Annotated in this window: 20 protein-coding genes; 12 read left to right on the forward strand and 8 right to left on the reverse strand. The window is 60.0% G+C overall.

Annotated features, from left to right (window positions below):
- Positions 1-2 precede the first annotated feature (2 nt).
- The 3 genes from recA to GQA94_RS19115 form a co-directional block, all read right to left on the reverse strand.
- Positions 3-1,046, reverse strand: coding sequence for a recombinase RecA (gene recA / locus GQA94_RS19105; protein ID WP_158189490.1), 1,044 nt, complete (start codon positions 1,044-1,046; stop codon positions 3-5).
- A gap of 84 nt (positions 1,047-1,130) precedes the next feature.
- Entirely contained in the window at positions 1,131-1,631 is a 501-nt protein-coding gene (locus GQA94_RS19110; protein ID WP_158189491.1) for a CinA family protein, read from the reverse strand.
- 146 nt (positions 1,632-1,777) lie between these two features.
- Entirely contained in the window at positions 1,778-2,203 is a 426-nt protein-coding gene (locus GQA94_RS19115) for a potassium channel family protein (RefSeq protein WP_158190172.1), read from the reverse strand.
- 266 nt (positions 2,204-2,469) lie between these two features.
- Here GQA94_RS19115 and mutS point away from each other — a divergent pair, with 266 nt between their 5' ends.
- Positions 2,470-5,043 carry a DNA mismatch repair protein MutS gene (mutS, locus tag GQA94_RS19120; RefSeq protein ID WP_158189492.1) on the forward strand — a complete coding sequence of 858 codons (2,574 nt, stop codon included), beginning with the start codon at positions 2,470-2,472 and terminating at the stop codon, positions 5,041-5,043.
- 131 nt (positions 5,044-5,174) lie between these two features.
- Positions 5,175-5,498 carry a ferredoxin FdxA gene (gene fdxA / locus GQA94_RS19125; protein WP_158189493.1) on the forward strand — a complete coding sequence of 108 codons (324 nt, stop codon included), beginning with the start codon at positions 5,175-5,177 and terminating at the stop codon, positions 5,496-5,498.
- Positions 5,499-5,554: 56 nt separating this feature from the next.
- Here fdxA and GQA94_RS19130 read toward each other — a convergent pair whose 3' ends face one another.
- From GQA94_RS19130 to GQA94_RS19150, 5 genes are all read right to left on the reverse strand, one after another.
- Positions 5,555-5,746, reverse strand: a complete 192-nt coding sequence (locus GQA94_RS19130; RefSeq protein ID WP_158189494.1) for a CsbD family protein — start codon at positions 5,744-5,746, stop codon at positions 5,555-5,557.
- Positions 5,747-5,851: 105 nt separating this feature from the next.
- On the reverse strand, positions 5,852-6,844 hold the full coding sequence (locus GQA94_RS19135; RefSeq protein WP_158189495.1) for a lysylphosphatidylglycerol synthase transmembrane domain-containing protein: 993 nt from the start codon (positions 6,842-6,844) through the stop codon (positions 5,852-5,854).
- On the reverse strand, positions 6,841-7,605 hold the full coding sequence (locus GQA94_RS19140; protein ID WP_158189496.1) for a DUF2334 domain-containing protein: 765 nt from the start codon (positions 7,603-7,605) through the stop codon (positions 6,841-6,843). Before GQA94_RS19140 ends, GQA94_RS19135 begins: the two co-directional genes overlap by 4 nt.
- Positions 7,598-8,713, reverse strand: a complete 1,116-nt coding sequence (locus tag GQA94_RS19145; protein ID WP_158189497.1) for a glycosyltransferase family 4 protein — start codon at positions 8,711-8,713, stop codon at positions 7,598-7,600. Before GQA94_RS19145 ends, GQA94_RS19140 begins: the two co-directional genes overlap by 8 nt.
- A gap of 190 nt (positions 8,714-8,903) precedes the next feature.
- Positions 8,904-9,779 (reverse strand): YihY/virulence factor BrkB family protein, encoded by an 876-nt coding sequence (locus GQA94_RS19150; protein WP_158189498.1) that lies wholly within the window; start codon positions 9,777-9,779, stop codon positions 8,904-8,906.
- Positions 9,780-10,154: 375 nt separating this feature from the next.
- Between GQA94_RS19150 and GQA94_RS19155 the strand changes: the two genes are divergently transcribed.
- The 10 genes from GQA94_RS19155 (at position 10,155) to GQA94_RS23290 (ending at position 16,649) form a co-directional block, all read left to right on the forward strand.
- Positions 10,155-11,426, forward strand: coding sequence for a lipopolysaccharide biosynthesis protein (locus tag GQA94_RS19155; RefSeq protein ID WP_158189499.1), 1,272 nt, complete (start codon positions 10,155-10,157; stop codon positions 11,424-11,426).
- On the forward strand, positions 11,423-12,658 hold the full coding sequence (locus GQA94_RS19160; RefSeq protein ID WP_158189500.1) for a polysaccharide pyruvyl transferase family protein: 1,236 nt from the start codon (positions 11,423-11,425) through the stop codon (positions 12,656-12,658). The genes GQA94_RS19155 and GQA94_RS19160 overlap by 4 nt, the downstream gene beginning before the upstream one ends.
- Positions 12,659-12,906: 248 nt before the next feature.
- Positions 12,907-13,185, forward strand: coding sequence for a type II toxin-antitoxin system RelE/ParE family toxin (locus tag GQA94_RS19165; protein ID WP_158189501.1), 279 nt, complete (start codon positions 12,907-12,909; stop codon positions 13,183-13,185).
- Positions 13,185-13,472, forward strand: coding sequence for a HigA family addiction module antitoxin (locus tag GQA94_RS19170; protein ID WP_158189502.1), 288 nt, complete (start codon positions 13,185-13,187; stop codon positions 13,470-13,472). Before GQA94_RS19165 ends, GQA94_RS19170 begins: the two co-directional genes overlap by 1 nt.
- Before the next feature lie 10 nt (positions 13,473-13,482).
- Positions 13,483-13,713 carry a hypothetical protein gene (locus GQA94_RS19175; protein WP_158189503.1) on the forward strand — a complete coding sequence of 77 codons (231 nt, stop codon included), beginning with the start codon at positions 13,483-13,485 and terminating at the stop codon, positions 13,711-13,713.
- 92 nt (positions 13,714-13,805) lie between these two features.
- A complete protein-coding gene (locus tag GQA94_RS19180; RefSeq protein WP_158189504.1) occupies positions 13,806-14,756 on the forward strand; it encodes a hypothetical protein in 951 nt (316 codons plus the stop codon).
- Positions 14,757-15,312: 556 nt separating this feature from the next.
- Entirely contained in the window at positions 15,313-15,591 is a 279-nt protein-coding gene (locus GQA94_RS19185) for a DNA-binding protein (protein WP_158189505.1), read from the forward strand.
- On the forward strand, positions 15,584-15,850 hold the full coding sequence (locus tag GQA94_RS19190) for a hypothetical protein (RefSeq protein WP_158189506.1): 267 nt from the start codon (positions 15,584-15,586) through the stop codon (positions 15,848-15,850). Before GQA94_RS19185 ends, GQA94_RS19190 begins: the two co-directional genes overlap by 8 nt.
- A complete protein-coding gene (locus tag GQA94_RS19195) occupies positions 15,843-16,232 on the forward strand; it encodes a hypothetical protein (protein ID WP_158189507.1) in 390 nt (129 codons plus the stop codon). Before GQA94_RS19190 ends, GQA94_RS19195 begins: the two co-directional genes overlap by 8 nt.
- A gap of 12 nt (positions 16,233-16,244) precedes the next feature.
- Positions 16,245-16,649 (forward strand): hypothetical protein, encoded by a 405-nt coding sequence (locus GQA94_RS23290; RefSeq protein WP_199270177.1) that lies wholly within the window; start codon positions 16,245-16,247, stop codon positions 16,647-16,649.
- Position 16,650 lies beyond the last annotated feature (1 nt).

Below are 16,650 nucleotides of genomic sequence, written 5' to 3' on the forward strand. Positions count from 1 at the left end.
AATCAAAGATCGGCTTCGGCCAGATCCGCGGCAACCGGGCTGGCCTTTGTATTCGGCGCAACAACCAGCAGCTTGTCGCGAATCTGCTGCTCGATCTCGCGGCCGATCTCCGGATTCTCTTCCAGATACTTGGCGGCGTTGGCCTTGCCCTGCCCGATCTTGTTGCCCTTGTAGGCATACCAGGCGCCAGACTTCTCGACCAGGCCTTGCTGCACACCCAGATCGATGACCTCGCCGTTGCGGTAGATACCCTTGCCGTACAGAATCTGGAACTCAGCCTGGCGGAACGGCGGCGCTACCTTGTTCTTGACGACCTTGACGCGGGTTTCGCTACCCACCACTTCGTCGCCTTCCTTCACTGCACCGGTACGGCGAATGTCGAGACGCACCGAGGCGTAGAACTTCAGGGCGTTACCGCCGGTAGTCGTTTCCGGGCTGCCGAACATCACGCCGATCTTCATGCGGATCTGGTTGATGAAAATCACCAGACAGTTGGCGTTCTTGATGTTGCCGGTGATCTTGCGCAATGCCTGGGACATCAGGCGCGCCTGCAGGCCCACGTGGGTGTCGCCCATCTCACCTTCGATTTCCGCCTTGGGAACCAATGCGGCCACCGAGTCGACGATGATCACGTCAACCGCGTTGGAGCGCACCAGCATGTCGGTAATTTCCAGCGCCTGCTCGCCGGTATCCGGCTGGGAAACCAACAGATCGTCGACATTGACGCCTAGCTTGCCCGCGTAATCGGGATCGAGTGCATGTTCGGCATCGACGAAGGCGCAAGTCGCCCCCATTTTCTGGGCTTCTGCGATGACCGAGAGCGTCAGCGTGGTCTTGCCGGAAGATTCCGGACCATAGATTTCAACGATCCGGCCCTTGGGCAGACCGCCAATACCCAGCGCGATGTCCAGGCCCAGCGAGCCGGTGGAAATGGAGGGAATCGCCTGACGATCATGATCGCCCATGCGCATGACCGCGCCTTTACCGAACTGTTTTTCGATCTGGCCCAAGGCAGCAGCCAAGGCACGCTTCTTGTTCTCGTCCATTACGATCCTCACTTGATCAAGAGGGCCAGAGGCCACGACAACTGTATAAGTAGACAGTATTAGAACATAGGCACAATGACGCGCCTAGCCCAGAAGCGGATTTTCTCCCGCGGCGAGTCGGATCAATCCGACGAGCGCGGCTTCCACGCTCTGCTCCCGTACGGCCTGCCGATCGCCCTCGAACCGATAATGCCGGGCAACGACCTGTTCGCCGTCCGCCCAGGCGAGCCATACCGTGCCGACCGGTTTTGCCGGCGAGCCGCCACCCGGCCCCGCAACGCCGCTGACCGCGACGCCATAGCGCGCCCCGCTGGCATGCCGCGCGCCACGCACCATGGCCTCGACCACCTCGCGACTGACAGCGCCAACCTGGTCGAACAACTCTGCCGGGACGCCGAGCTGACGGGTTTTCTGCACGTTGGAATAGGTGACGAAGCCGGCCTCGAACCAGGCCGAGCTACCGGCGATACGGGTGATGGCTTCGGCGATACCGCCGCCGGTGCAGGACTCGGCGGTAGTCACCTGTGCGGATTGGGTCTGCAACGCGGCACCCAGCCTTGCAGCCAGATCGGTCAGGGACGACATTGAGCGCTCCGGATTACCAAAACACGTACCTTAGCAGGCCTTGCGCCGCGATGGCCCGGTCCGCCCGTCGTACCGCACGGGCTCTTTCGCATCGCCTTGGCGCCGGGTGCGAAGAACCGACAGGCACGCCTCGCTCCGCCGCCTCTTCACCTGTTTTCCCAATGCCGCTGCATTTCAAGAAACAGGAACGAAGCAGTCCAGGTGATCAGTACCAACCCCGTCAGCGCCTCGATGCCGACCAGGAATCTGATTGGCCCAACCGGATGGATGTCGCCGAAACCGAGCGTGGTGAAGGTCGTGAACGAAAAATAGACGCAGTCCATGAGGCTGCCGCTGAACTGCCCGGTCAGCTCGCCCCACCCTGGCACTCGACTCACGAAAAAATAGGCGAGGGCGAATATCCACACCTCTACCGCATGGGCCGCGAGCGTGCCGCAGACACCCAGAATCATTCCGACCCGATAGCTGCCCGGTGACCTGCCTTGGCGCAGCGACAGGCGGGACAGAAACTCGTAATGCACCGCCACTACCGTCACCACGAGAAACAGATTCACCAGCGAAACGATGATCAGATCAGGTGCCCAGTCCAGTGCTTGTGTCAGTTGTGTCATTTGCTCGATCCGTGTTGCTTGCCAACCCCAGGGGCAGATTCCCAGCCCCGTCTGGCGCATTTACGCATTGAGGGCAGTTCCGCATCGATACGGCGACAGCCCATGTTAACCTTGCCGGTTTGATCCAGCCGGCACAATCCAGCGCGGCCAGCCGATGGCCGAAACAGCCGCCGATGCCCATGGACAACGGCCGCCATCACTGCATCCCTTTTCAAGTATCCAACCCTATGTCGTCACAAGATCTGTCCCACCACACCCCAATGATGCAGCAATACTGGAAGCTCAAGCGCGAGCATCCGGATCAGCTGATGTTTTACCGCATGGGTGACTTCTATGAGCTTTTCTACGAAGACGCCAAGAAAGCGGCAAAGCTGCTGGACATCACGCTGACCGCTCGCGGGCAGTCCGGCGGCAAGGCCATTCCCATGGCCGGGATTCCGTTCCATTCGGCCGAAGGCTACCTCGGCCGACTGGTCAAGCTCGGCGAGTCGGTAGTGATCTGCGAGCAGATCGGCGATCCGGCGACCAGCAAAGGACCGGTGGAACGTCAGGTGGTACGCATCATCACTCCCGGTACGGTCAGTGACGAGGCGCTGCTCGACGAGCACCGCGACAACCTGCTGGCCGCCGTGGTGGGCGACGAGAAGCTGTTCGGGCTGTCGGTACTGGATATCACCAGCGGCCGCTTCAGTGTGCAGGAGTTCAGCGGCTGGGAAACCCTGCTGGCCGAAGTGGAACGCCTGAATCCCGCCGAGTTGATGATCCCGGATGACTGGCCGGCCAACCTGCCGGTCGAGAAACGACGCGGTGTGCGTCGGCGTGCTCCCTGGGATTTCGACCGTGACAGTGCATTCAAAGGTCTCTGCCAGCAGTTCGGCACCCAGGACCTGAAGGGTTTCGGCTGCGAAAAGCTGACCCTGGCCATTGGCGCCGCCGGGTGCCTGCTGACCTATGCCAAGGAAACCCAGCGCACCGCCCTGCACCACCTGCGCAGCCTGCACCACGAACGTCTCGACGACACTGTGGTGCTCGACGGTGCGACCCGCCGCAATCTGGAACTGGACATCAACCTCGCTGGCGGGCGCGACAACACCCTGCAATCGGTTGTCGACCGCTGCCAGACCGCCATGGGCAGCCGCCTGCTCAGCCGCTGGCTGAACCGCCCGCTGCGCGACCGCGGTGTGCTCGAAGCGCGCCAGGATTCGATCACCTGCCTGCTCGAACACTACCGCTACGAACGAATCCAGCCGCAGCTCAAGGAAATCGGCGACCTCGAACGCATTCTCGCGCGAATCGGTCTGCGTAACGCACGCCCACGCGACTTGGCGCGCCTGCGCGACGCACTCGCTGCCCTGCCTCAATTGCAGGCCGGCATGCAGGAGCTGGTGGCGGCGCACCTCACCGAGCTGGGCACGCGCATTGGCGTCTACCCAGAGTTGGCCCAACTGCTGGCCAAGGCGATCATCGACAACCCGCCGGCAGTCATCCGCGACGGGGGCGTGCTGAAAGCCGGTTACGACGCCGAGCTGGACGAATTGCAGTCGCTGTCCGAAAACGCCGGCCAGTATCTGATGGACCTGGAAACCCGCGAGAAAGCCCGAACCGGCCTGGCCAACCTCAAGGTCGGCTACAACCGCGTGCACGGTTACTTCATCGAGTTGCCCAGCAAGCAGGCTGAATCGGCACCGGCCGACTACATCCGTCGGCAGACGCTCAAGGGCGCCGAGCGTTTCATCACACCCGAACTGAAAGCGTTCGAAGACAAGGCCCTGTCAGCCAAAAGCCGTGCCCTGGCGCGCGAGAAGCAGCTCTACGACGAATTGCTCGAACGGCTCATCGGCCATTTGGCTCCGCTACAGGAAAGTGCTGCGGCACTGGCCGAGCTCGACGTACTGAGCAACCTGGCCGAACGTGCGCTTACGCTGGATCTCAACCGCCCACGTTTCGTCGAACACCCCTGCCTGCAGATCGACCAAGGCCGTCATCCCGTCGTCGAACAGGTCTTGCAGACGCCCTTCGTCGCCAACGATCTGGGCCTGGATGACGACACCCGCATGCTGGTCATTACCGGACCGAACATGGGCGGTAAATCCACCTACATGCGCCAGACCGCCTTGATCGTGCTGCTGGCGCAGATTGGCAGCTTCGTCCCGGCGAAAGCGTGCGAACTGTCGCTGGTCGATCGCATTTTCACCCGTATCGGCTCTTCCGACGACCTGGCCGGCGGTCGCTCGACCTTCATGGTGGAAATGAGCGAAACCGCCAACATCCTGCACAACGCCAGCGACCGCAGCCTGGTGCTGATGGATGAAGTCGGTCGCGGCACCAGCACCTTCGATGGCCTGTCTCTGGCGTGGGCGGCAGCCGAGCATCTGGCGCATCTGCGCGCGTTCACGCTGTTCGCGACGCATTATTTCGAGCTCACCGTGCTGCCGGAAAGCGAGCCGGTCGTCGCCAACGTGCATTTGTCGGCTACCGAACACAACGAGCGCATCGTCTTCCTTCACCACGTGTTGCCAGGGCCGGCCAGCCAGAGTTATGGCCTCGCGGTGGCGCAGTTGGCGGGCGTCCCGGGGTCGGTGATTCAGCGCGCACGCGACCATCTGTCGCGCCTGGAAACCACCAGCCTGGCCCATGAAACGCCGAAAATCCCGGCGGGTCAGCCCGCTCCACCAATGCAGAATGACCTGTTCGCGAGCCTGCCCCATCCAGTGATCGAGGAGCTGGGACGGGTCAATCCCGATGAGTTGACCCCGCGCCAGGCGCTGGACCTGCTATACAACCTGAAAACACGAATCTGACGGCTGCGAAAAAGCTGCTAGAATCGCGCGCATTTTTTGGATATATGCGGCATTGCCTGGTGCCGCTATAAGCCCGCCGAACGGGGGCGTCATTGCAACGCCACCCGACACGCCCGAGGAGATAGCTAGAAATGACCTTCGTCGTCACCGACAACTGCATCAAGTGCAAATACACCGACTGTGTGGAAGTCTGTCCGGTGGACTGCTTCTACGAAGGCCCGAATTTTCTGGTCATTCACCCGGACGAGTGCATCGATTGTGCGCTTTGCGAACCCGAATGCCCGGCCCAGGCGATCTTCTCGGAAGATGAAGTCCCCGACGAGCAGCAGGAGTTCATCGAGTTGAACGCCGACCTGGCGGAAGTCTGGCCGAACATCACCGAGAAGAAGGATGCCCTTCCGGACGCCGAAGAATGGGACGGCGTGAAGGACAAGCTCCAGTACCTGGAGCGGTGATCCACTGACGAGACAAAAAAATGCCCGCTGATGCGGGCATTTTCAATGGGGTTCGATCAGGTGCGATCGATGCCTTTCTTCAAGGTATCCTTGACGTCGCCCTTCACCTGCTGCGCATCGCCCTTGACTTCCTGGCGCTGGCCGTCCTGCCTCATGCGCTCGTTGCCGGTTGCCTCACCAACGCCCTGCTTCACCTTGCCGGCGGCTTCATTGAGGTTGCCTTTCATCTTGTCTTCAGTACTGCTCATGACTGTGGTCCTCTCTTCGTGGGTTACCTTCAGTGGACCGGACCGGCCGCCGGATAGTTTCGCTGGTCCGAGCAACGGTACCGGATCGCCATCCAGAGGCCGGGCTCAACCGTTGCGCGCTTTCACCAGCCGGTTGAACAAGGGCCGACCCGCCAGATGCAGAAACAGCGGCGCGCCCGCGATCAGGTAGAAGTAGTAGGTCACGAAGCGCCAGACGAGGATCGCTGCCGCCGCGGTGGATTTGCCCACCAGAGGCGTGAGCAATGCCGCCGATGCCAGTTCGGCACTGCCGGCGCCCCCCGGCAACAGACTCAATTGACCCGCGGTCAGTGCCAGCAACTGAACGATGAAGGTCCAGGCCCAGGCCAGTTGGCTGCCCAGGCCCTGCAACGTCAGATACAGCACGCTGTAGCGCAGCAGCCAATGCAGTGTCGTCAGCACGAAGACCCCGAACAGGATCGCCCGTGGCAACCGGAAGCACTCAAGCAGCGCGTTACGAAAACTCAGTACCTTGCGGGCCCAGTAGCGCTTGCGCACCGCTTTCATACCCAGCCGACCGACCAGCCAGCCGTTGAGCCGAAACACCTGTCGATGAAAGCGCCCGAGCAGCGCCAGCAGCACCATCAGCCCGATCAACAACGCTGCGCTGAAGCCGAGCAGACTGGCGATATAGGCATTGAGCGAGTGGGTCACCGCGTAGATCAGCACGCCAACCAATGCGCAGGCGAAAAACAGCAGATCGGTCAGTTGCTCCACCGCATAGGTGGCGGTGCCCTTGGCAGGCGGCACGCCCTGGCGCAGCAGCAAGGCCATCATCGTGAGCGGCCCCCCCGCGCCGCCAGGCGTGGCGCAGATGGCGAATTCGGTGGCAATGACGATGCCCAGCGCGCGACGCTGGCCGATCCGCCGCCGGCCGACCAGCAGACGCAGACGCAGCGCGTTGAGGTACCAGCCCACCAGAATCATGCCGAGCATGCCGACCAGCAACCACAGCGGGAAACGCATCAGCCGTTCGAACAGACCGCTCCCACCCAGCAGCAACGGAATCAGCGCCGCCACCACCAACGCCCCCAGCAGCAACCACCAGCGGCCATTCATGCCGCAGCGCTCGGGGTCAATACGTAACGGTTCAGCCAGTCGATCTTGGTCACCGGCTGACGCCCGTCTTTCAACAGGCGCGTCAGCAGATCCAGCCAGTATCGACGTGAAAACTCATGTCGCATATCCACCGGGTGCAGGCCCAGGCGCAGCACCGGGGCGCCCCGATGGCGAGCGAACGTTCGCTCGCTGATCAGCCGCGACATACCCCGACGCCAGGCACTGCGCGCGCTCCAGACGAACCCTGGCGCGTCGATGGCGGCGTAATCGGGAAGCAGGTAGAGGTGCCCAGGATCGCTGGTGTAGGTCAGCCCGGTCTTCGCCAGTGCCGCCCGGGCGCCCGGCCCCAGCAACCACGCAGGCGCCACGAACCCATGAAGCGGCCATTGCCGGCGCGCGAACAGCGCCATGCCCTGCCGCAATCGCCGCGCCGCCTCAGCCTCATCCAGTGAGTAGAATTCTCCCTCATGGGTGAAGACGCGCCGCATGAACCAGTCCCGCGGCGAGCGCGGCGCCGGCGATTCGTCGGCATGGTAGCAACCATGCAGTACCAGCTCGTCGCCGCGGCCCAACCGTTGATCCAGCATGCGGCAGAAGCCAGGGTGCCGTTCCAGGTCATTGCGGCGATGAAAGTCCGGCACCACCAACCAGGAAACAGGGATATCGCCCAGCGCATCGACGGCCTGGACAAAGGGCCGGTAATCAGGCCAGGTTTCCGGCGCCACGTCGTGCAGTACCAGCATCAGGCTGCGATCAGCCATGCACGGCGACCGGCAGATCCGCGGTGCCGAGCACCGCATGGTAATGCGCGAGCAAACCGGCGACCACGGCGTCCCAGGCGTGATGCGCCTCGACGTGCTGTCGGGCCTGGGCGCCGAGCAGACGCGGATCATCTTCGAAAAGCTCGCGCACGGTTTGCGCCATCGCCGGGGCGTCAAGCGGTCGGCACAGACGCCCGGTATGGAACGGCACCAACTCGGGCAGCGCACCGGCGCGCGCGGCGATCACGGGAATCCCGCTGGCCATGGCTTCCAGCGCGACCAGGCCGAACGTCTCTTGATTGCCCGCGTGCAGCAGCACATCGCAGCTGGCCATGTAGCGCGCCACTTCGGAGGCCGGGCAAAAACGATCGATCACCGATACGTTGTCCGGCACCCGGTGCGGCATGCTCGAGCCCACCAGCAGCAAGTGATAGGGCTTGCCGAGCAACCGGGCCGTGTCCAGCAGGACGTCGATGTTCTTTTCCCTGGAGCCCCGACCGGCGAAGACCATCAGCCGCGTGTCGTCGTCCAACCCCAGCGTCCGACGAATATTCGGGTCTCGGCGGTCTGGACGGAAGGTTTCCAGATCCACCCCCAGCGGCTGCACGTAGACATTCCCGACGCCCAATTCCTGAAGCTTCTGCGCCATGACCCGGCTCGGTGCCAGTACTCGGTCGAAACTGCCGTACAACCGGGAGACATAGCCATTCATGTTGGTGCCAAGCCAACCGCCAATGCGGTTGCTGACCAGCAAAGGCAGGTCGGAGTGATAGAACCCGATCACCGGAACGTCGAGGCGGCGTCCGGCATCCAGCGCGGCCCAGGCTGTCATGTAGGGATCGCCGACCTCGATCACATCGGGACGCAGGACCCGCAACTGGTTGCGCCAGGGTGCGCGCCGAACCGGGAATCGATAACCCTTGCCGAACGGCAGCGCGGGCGCGGGAATCTGGTAGATGCCACCGTCGTGGCTGTAGCTGCCGCCGGGTACGAGAATGCTGTGACGAACGCCCGAGTACAGTTGCAGGCGGCGGTGCTTGGCCTCGAGGTAAGTCCGCACCCCCCCACTGGCGGGTGCGTAGAACATGGTCATGTCGGCGATATGCAAAATGGAGCGTCTCCGTGAGGTCTCGATGCAGAGTCTTCGAAGACGAATACCGGTCGGGGATCGAGCCAGCCCCCCGACAAGCCAAGGCCGGGGCGTTCGTCCTGAAAGATTCTGCAATGAAATCAATGGACCACCGAGCCAGACGGTTGTTCGCAGACGCATTCGGCAAGTCGACAGCTGACGCTTGGCGTCAGCTATCGAGGCGCTTGTCCCCTTCATTCTTGCCTTCGGTGGAGGCATGCTCGATCACAGCGTTCATCTCCGCGCCGAACAGCAGTACCGCGGCGGAGATATAGAAGTAGAGCAACAGCACGATGACGGCTCCGATACTTCCATAGGTGGCGTCGTAGTTACCGAAGTTCTGCACGTAGATGCCGAAACCCACCGAGGCGGCAATCCAGACGATCACCGCCAGTACCGATCCCGGCGTGATGAAACGAAACTCCTGCTCGACGTCCGGCGTGACGTAGTACAGCAAGGCGACGACGAGCATCATCAGGATCACGATGACCGGCCAACGCAGCCAGGTCCACAGCGTCACGACGATCTCCTTCAAACCGACCTGGGACGCGAGCCACTCCATGACCTGCGGACCGGTCACCATCAGGCCCGCCGTCGCGAGCAGGATCAGCGCGAGGCCGATGGTATAGACGACCGCCAACAGCATCAGCTTCCAGGTCGGGCGCCCCTCCTGCACGTCGTATGCCTTGTTCATGGCGTTCATCAACGATCGCACGCCAATCGAGGCCGACCACAGTGCGATGAGGATCCCCACCGACAGCAAGCCGCTTTTCTGCGCCTGCATCTCATCGATCACCGGGTTGACCAGCTCCAGCGCATCCGGCGGCAACACCAGCGAGACCTGCTCTCGCAGCCAGGCGAAGAAATTCTGCAGATCCAGCATGCCCAGCATGGCAATCAGAAACAGCAGAAACGGAAACAGCGAAAAGATCGCCCGATAGGCCAACGCTGACGCATAGGTCGTCATATCGTCATTGCTGAATTCCCTGAAGGTGCGTTTCAACAACTCGAAACCGCCGATGCCCCGCGTCTCCAGCAATGCCATTGCGTTACCCCCGAGCGAACAGAACCAGACCCAATTAAAAATGGGACGACCAGCCTCTACAAGAGTTCGCACCCGCCGGGCCAGCGGTCGCTCCAGCGACCCAGCGACAGGTTCGAAGCAGCCTCAGGCGTAGCGGCCGGCCACTCGGCGGCATCAGCTGAACGCAGCCGTCCCTGTCCGCCAAGGAACTTTCAGCCGTGACAACGCTCTTGATGGAGTCTCCCGTTCAGCCCTTCGCTGACCAAGGCACGAGCGCCCGGCGCGATGATCGGTGCAGGCGGCGGGCTCCGTCCCGAACCCTGGCTCGCTCCGGCGATAGCCGCCCGGACTCGCCAGACATGGCTTACGTCGTTTTTACGACCGCAGGAGCATTGAATGAAATCGGCATATGCAACGGACGCCCCACAGACAGGAATCAAAGCCGACCTCTTCAAATACGCCAGGCTGGTTTTCACCAAAGGCAGCGGGGCTGCCGCTACGCTCGGCCTTAACATCCTGTTGGCACGCCTGCTCATACCCGAGCTGGCCGGTACGGTGTTTTTCTGCGTGGCACTGGGCATCTTCCTGTCGCTGGTCGCCCGGCTGGGGCTGGACATCGCGTGCCTGAAGAACATTTCCTCTTTAAGCGATGGCCAGCAGCGCCAATACTTCCACCGCGCGCTCGGGCTGGCCGCACTGATGAACGTTCCCGCCTGCCTGATCGGCCTCGTGGTGGTGTATTTTTCCAAGACCACCCAAGCGCATTTTACTCATGCCGCGGTTCTCTTCGCCGTCACCGCCCTGGGTCTTTCATTGCTGAGCATCGCCAGCGAGACACTGAAAGCCAAGCACAAGACCAGCGAGGGACTGTTCTGGCAGACAGCCTTCCAACCGGCCCTGACGCTGCTACTGGTGTCGATTACCGGCAATGACCTGACCACCGTGGCGGGCTGCTTCGCCATCAGCTACGGGCTGGCCATCGTCGGTTCGATATGGCGCGCCAACGTCAGCCTGCCCGCTTCGACAGCGGACACCGCACCGAGCTGGCGAGCCATGCTCACACTGTGCATTCCGCTGATGCTCATCGCCGTGATGAACAGCATCATCGAGTTGTCCGACACGCTGCTGCTCGGCGTACTGCGCTCGGCAAGCGAAGTCAGCATCTACTACATCGCCGCCAAGATCGCCGCCCTGTCGACGACCCTGCTGTTCATCATCAACGGCACCATCGGTCCGGACATAGCCAGACGCTGGGCCCAGCACGACCGCGCAGGCACCTTCGCCCTCGTCAGGAAATACGCTCGTTTCATGCTGGCGCTCGCGCTGATGATCCTGCTCGCCATCGGCCTGCTGCGCGAATACATCCTCGCCGTATTCGGCGCCGAATACCGTGAACAAGGCGTCTACCCGCTGCTGGTACTCGCGTTTGGTTATTTCTTCGTGCTGGCCGCCGGGCCGCTGGGCATCTTCATGACCATGACCGGCAACCATCGCCGCTACCTGCACAACAACATCGCCGCCTGCGTCATCAACGTGGCGCTCAACCTGATCCTGATCCCGCGCTACGGCGTCAATGGCGCCTGTATCGCCACCGCCGTGGCACTGACCCTGAAAAATGCCCTGCTCTACGTGCAGTTCAAACAAATCGAAAGGAGTCCGACGCCATGACTGACCGGGTAAACGTGATCGCTTACGGAGCCTATGACCGGCACAACTATGGCGACCTGCTCTTCGCAATCGTCCTCAAGCGCTACCTGGAGGCCGATGGCCGCTTCAATGTACTGGTCGCCGCGACCAAGAAGTCGGACCTTTCCAGCTATGGCGCACTGCCGACCATCCCGCTGAAAAAAGCGCTGGAGGCCACCCGGCAGCAGCCGAAAACCATGCTCGTCGTCGCTGGCGGCGAGTGCCTGACCGCCCAGTGGGAAAGCATCATCGGCTACCTCGCGCCGCAGGCCATCTACTACCCGATCAAGGCGAGCCCTTACCTGATCGGCCACCGGGCGTTCATCCGCCTGAGCCGGATGTTCACCTCGATCCCGTCGGACATCCCGCTGGTGCTGGGCGAGCGCGATCTGCCGGGCTACAAGGTCATGTACAACAGCGTGGGCGGTAACGAAATCAGCCGGAAGAAACCGCTGATCCATGAGGCGATCAAACGCAATCTCAAGGACTGCACCTACATATCCGTGCGTGATCGCGAAACCTCCGCCGAACTCGACAAGCTTGGCGTCGAACACAGCCTGGTACCTGACAGCGCCATCCTGATCTCGGACATTTTTCCGCAGGATCAGACAGCCGCGCCCGGCCATATCGTTTTCCACATTTCGGATCACCATGCCAAGCGACGCATCGAAGCGATCGCCCAGCAACTGACCGAACTCAACGTCAACACCGGATTGAAGATCGCACTGCTGACCATCGGCAAGGCGCCGGGCCATTCCGACGACGGCCCGCTGGACAAGCTGCACAGCCTGCTCGGCGACGAACGCGCCTACCGCGTCGACAGCGGCAACATCGAAGACATCATCCGCTGCATCGCCACCAGCAAGCTGTACTGCGGCACCAGCCTGCACGGCGCCATCACCGCGCTGGCCTACGCGGTACCCCAGATCGCCCTGTTGCCACAGCGTGTGATCAAGCTGTCCAGCTTTCTTGAAACCTGGGTACCCAAGCAATCATGCGGATTCGCAGAAGTCCCCCAGATCAGCCAGATCGGTACCAACCTGATCAACGCGTTCGGTGACAGCCAACGCGCGGAGCTACGCGCCGTGGTCGAGGCCATGAAAGGCCGCGTGCGCGCCAACCTCGACCACATGATCAAGCTGTACGAACAAGCGCCGGCACGCGGCGAACCCACCGCCCAGCGCCCCGAGACGCAAGCCGTGGCGGCCAACTGAGTCCCGCACCGACTCGAAACGACAAAGGCCCGCTGTGAGCGGGCCTTTTCATTGGTGCCGGTGAGAGGAGTCGAACCCCCGACCTTCGCATTACGAAAGATCGGCACCTGTGATCGCAAAAGCTGGGAGCCAGTAAACTCGGGCCTTCCAGCGCACCTAAGATGCCGTTCAGTGTGGCTCATGCCAGACTTCAGCCTATTTTGGGACACCACGTTGTTGCGTGTTGCGCAACATGCTAGGCTCAGCAAATGATCAAAACGTTCCAGCACAAAGGGCTTCGCAAGCTCTTCGAAACGGGCAGCACGGCCGGCGTACAGCCAGCCCATGCCAAGCGGCTACGGATGCAACTGGCGGCCCTGGATACGGCCATAACGATAGACGACATGGATATCCCAGGCTTCCGGCTGCACCCGCTCAAGGGCGAAATGCGAGGGCGCTGGTCGATCATGGTGAACGGCAACTGGCGGCTGACGTTCGAGTTTCGCGACGGAAACGCTTATGTCCTGGACTATGAGGATTACCACTGATGAACATGTACAACCCACCCCATCCTGGTGAGTTCATCACCGATATCTACCTGGAGCCGAACGGCATAAGCGGCCGCGAGCTGGCGGAAAAGCTAGGCGTTGCGCCCTCTACTCTGAGCCGCGTCTTGAAGGGCACCAGTCGGATTACGCCGGAAATGGCCCTGCGTCTGTCCGTAGCGATTGGCCGCTCGCCTGAGAGCTGGCTGGCTATGCAGGATGCCTATGATCTGTGGGTTGCCCGGAAACATGTGGATTTGCAGCATGTTGGTAAATTGGCTTTTGCCTAATTGAGCGAACATGACATTTGCAGTCCTGACGAGCATCGCGGCGTCAATGAAAGAGTTCAAACGAGACCCTATTGGTGTCGTCGAGAAAGCTGACGGTGAGGCTGTGCTTGTCATCGAACGAAACAAGCCGGCATTCTATGCCGTGCCCCCAGCTTTGTACGAGGCGATGATGAGTTCAGTTAATTTTCAATGCCCAGCCGCAACTCTAAAACCCCAGCAAAATTCCGGTACGCAGAAATAATTCAGCCCGTCTCCTTGAAATAAATCAGCCCCCTTAATAAAAACCATGCTAAATCAACACTGAAAATCACACCACCAAGGACGAACTCCATTATGAAGTGGAACCTAGCACTACCAACAATATCACTCTCGCTACTTATCGTGGGCTGCCAAGCAACTGCACCGACTGCAATTTCAGGGTCCCCTAGCGGAAAAACCGAAAAAGCTGAGTGCGGATTCTATCAAACCGACCAGCCAGAGTATGAGCTTACTCAACTCGCAAAACAGTACGTAACAAACTCCGTTCGATCAATTCCAAACGGAAGCCATGATCCACAATTCCGAAACAGCAATTACTTCAAGCCAGTGATTGAAAACACCTTTAAGTTCTCGCTCGATACTCAAAAACAAAATTTGTACAATGAACTCCAGAAAGATGACATTATCGAGCTAGACAATCAGCCATATGTTTATAGTGGCTATGAGATGGTCAAGATCGTTACATCGACATGCCAAGTATTTTGGTACGAACGTGGAAATTTTGCGTCTATAACACTAGATAATGTCCGAAGAGCTGATGGCAGAGAGCTGAGCTTGGACGACTACAAGTTCATTTTGGGCGAAAAGAACCTAAAGCCATTTCAGATTCCACCAGCAAAAATTGAAAATGACAAATTTAAGAACACAATTAAAATAACCGGCCTATATGACAACAACATGATGTTCAGAGCTTGGGGATCAACCAAGACAGGGAAGTTGAACGACTCAAACGTTCAGCTATACGCTGATGTTAAATTTCTCGAAAACTGGGCGCAGTTAGAGCAGGCTTACGACGAAAACGCAAATGAGAGAAAGCTGGTAAAGATCGACAAGGATGCTAATTGCAGCAACAAATATCTAGGGTGCCAACTTACTGAAACCGTTGGCGTTGAACTCCCAATCAACTACTTAAAAACGAAGCCAAATGGGTTTGAGTTAAAAGTATCAGGAAAACAGGAACGCATCCTTAAAATAGCTAGCTATCAAATAAAACAAATTCTTGATGCGGTCAAGAATTTGGAATAATTGGCTGATATGCAATGGAAACAGGCCAATTTATGATGGGCCTGGTTTCCTCTCTAAAGATCTGTAACAAAGCCCATCGTCGTCTTCTATAAAGCACTAACTCGATCTTCTAGCGAACCATCGCCGGGCCGCTTCGGCTGTTATTTGCTGCCCGCGTTTTGTCCTTCCAACTTTAGGTCCGCTTCGGCGTACGCCGGACTGATTTGGCCTTTGGTTAGATCTATTTCGCCTGTTCTCAACCACAAGCTGTATTGCTGATAAGCGTGCGCGATCATGTCCAGCTCAATCGTCCGAACATTCGCATCGGTTTTGTACCTGATGGTCTTCAGCCGCTCTTCTTTGATCCCAGTCGCCTGGGATACGGCCTTATGGCCCAACATATGCACAAGCGCTCTAACTCTGTCTTGAGTTAGCTCCATTTCTTCTAAAAACTCTCTGTGGAATTATTCCACGACTATCGTCGCGGTGTTATAGTTCCTCTGCCAGTGGAATATTTCCACGGATCGAAACACCCTTTAACGACAGTTTATGAGCATTTCAAAGGCAGGGATAGGCGATGACTACGCATCTAAACGAACCACCCTTCGACGTGAGCTTCGATCTGGACGGCAAGCGAGTGATCTATCTCGATTGTCGCAACGCCCTCATGTGTAGCAAGGAGGTCTACGGGGCGATGCTTGGCGTCAGCGTCGATACCGTAATTGCCTGGATGCAGAGCGGCACCGTACCCAGCGTAAAAATGGGCCGGCCTCGCGTGGTCAACCTCGCCCAGATTCGTACCGATCTCGCAAAAGGCAAAACCATCTTCGCCCAGGGGGACTACACCGATGAGTAAGCCGAACGGAGATCAGCAACAGCCCAAAACCGGCAGCAACGTTGTGCCCCTTGGCGCCGCCATCAGCAACCTGTGCAGCATCGTGACCTTCGCCTCGGCCAGCGGCATTCCGGTGGAGGAAGTCGTTGAATGGGTAGAGAACGGCACGCTACCCAGCGTCACCTTCTCAGACTTCCGCATGGTGAACGTGGGCAAGCTGCGGGCCGACTTGCTGAGCGGTAAGGAGAGCTTCAACGAAGGAGACTACAGCCATGACTAGCCAGCACGCCGTCGTGGATGCCTCCACCTCCCAGGGCTACATCGGCCAAACCGTTCTCGTTGAGCTGCACTGGGATGATGAGCCTGAATCCTACTGGTACTGCGTGCACATCGTCGGTATTGCGCTGCCGATGGAAGGCGTTCACGACCAAGCGTATTTCCTGACTTTCGATCTCAACGCGCAGGAGCGCCATCCTAACGAAGTGTTCTTCTCGGACATTCGCACGATCAGGGTGATGCGGCACCGCGACCGGCATGGTTCCGGCAACGTACTGGGCCGTATCGCCCTCCCCAACTCTGCAAGGTCCAGGGCCGCGCTCCCGGCTCGTCGGAACAGCTTCACCGTTCCGTCGAACGGAAGCACGGGCGCAGCGCACCCTTGACCCTGCACGATCATGAACAGCCTATCGCTCGGAGTGTGGGGTAGCTTCTCCACCCCACGCTCCCGAGCCCTCGGCGGCAAGAGCGGGATGACAAGGGCTGCGCCCTTGGTGTGCTTTGCTTTCGCCCGCCTCCTCCATGCCTTCGCCGCGCTGCTGGCCAAGCGCCCGCGCCTGTTGCTTCTTCTGCTGATCGGCCTCATTCCCTGGAGCGCCTGGGTCGCCGCGCTGCCGCCCAACAGCCAACCCGCTCTGCTTGCCCCTCCCTACGAACGCGCCTGCCCAAGTGATCCGTTCGATCACGTCTCTGACCCGATCAACTGGATTGAGAAACCTTGGTGCGCGCTGGCCTGGCACTCTCACACGCGCGGAGGCACGAGGCGCGTGAGCGTGCGCAGCCAGCGCGCACCCCCTCGCTGAC

The organism is Stutzerimonas stutzeri (genome assembly GCF_009789555.1).
Classification (GTDB): Bacteria; Pseudomonadota; Gammaproteobacteria; order Pseudomonadales; family Pseudomonadaceae; genus Stutzerimonas; species Stutzerimonas stutzeri_R.

Bases quoted from the DNA above. Each gene is read 5' to 3' on its own strand.
- recA (WP_158189490.1), bottom strand. From the start codon at position 1,046: ATGGACGAGAACAAGAAGCGTGCCTTGGCTGCTGCCTTGGGCCAGATC.
- GQA94_RS19110 (WP_158189491.1), bottom strand. From the start codon at position 1,631: ATGTCGTCCCTGACCGATCTGGCTGCAAGGCTGGGTGCCGCGTTGCAG.
- mutS (WP_158189492.1), top strand. From the start codon at position 2,470: ATGTCGTCACAAGATCTGTCCCACCACACCCCAATGATGCAGCAATAC.
- fdxA (WP_158189493.1), top strand. From the start codon at position 5,175: ATGACCTTCGTCGTCACCGACAACTGCATCAAGTGCAAATACACCGAC.
- GQA94_RS19130 (WP_158189494.1), bottom strand. From the start codon at position 5,746: ATGAGCAGTACTGAAGACAAGATGAAAGGCAACCTCAATGAAGCCGCC.
- GQA94_RS19135 (WP_158189495.1), bottom strand. From the start codon at position 6,844: ATGAATGGCCGCTGGTGGTTGCTGCTGGGGGCGTTGGTGGTGGCGGCG.
- GQA94_RS19140 (WP_158189496.1), bottom strand. From the start codon at position 7,605: ATGGCTGATCGCAGCCTGATGCTGGTACTGCACGACGTGGCGCCGGAA.
- GQA94_RS19150 (WP_158189498.1), bottom strand. From the start codon at position 9,779: ATGGCATTGCTGGAGACGCGGGGCATCGGCGGTTTCGAGTTGTTGAAA.
- GQA94_RS19155 (WP_158189499.1), top strand. From the start codon at position 10,155: ATGAAATCGGCATATGCAACGGACGCCCCACAGACAGGAATCAAAGCC.
- GQA94_RS19160 (WP_158189500.1), top strand. From the start codon at position 11,423: ATGACTGACCGGGTAAACGTGATCGCTTACGGAGCCTATGACCGGCAC.
- GQA94_RS19165 (WP_158189501.1), top strand. From the start codon at position 12,907: ATGATCAAAACGTTCCAGCACAAAGGGCTTCGCAAGCTCTTCGAAACG.
- GQA94_RS19170 (WP_158189502.1), top strand. From the start codon at position 13,185: ATGAACATGTACAACCCACCCCATCCTGGTGAGTTCATCACCGATATC.
- GQA94_RS19175 (WP_158189503.1), top strand. From the start codon at position 13,483: ATGACATTTGCAGTCCTGACGAGCATCGCGGCGTCAATGAAAGAGTTC.
- GQA94_RS19180 (WP_158189504.1), top strand. From the start codon at position 13,806: ATGAAGTGGAACCTAGCACTACCAACAATATCACTCTCGCTACTTATC.
- GQA94_RS19185 (WP_158189505.1), top strand. From the start codon at position 15,313: ATGACTACGCATCTAAACGAACCACCCTTCGACGTGAGCTTCGATCTG.
- GQA94_RS19190 (WP_158189506.1), top strand. From the start codon at position 15,584: ATGAGTAAGCCGAACGGAGATCAGCAACAGCCCAAAACCGGCAGCAAC.
- GQA94_RS19195 (WP_158189507.1), top strand. From the start codon at position 15,843: ATGACTAGCCAGCACGCCGTCGTGGATGCCTCCACCTCCCAGGGCTAC.
- GQA94_RS23290 (WP_199270177.1), top strand. From the start codon at position 16,245: ATGAACAGCCTATCGCTCGGAGTGTGGGGTAGCTTCTCCACCCCACGC.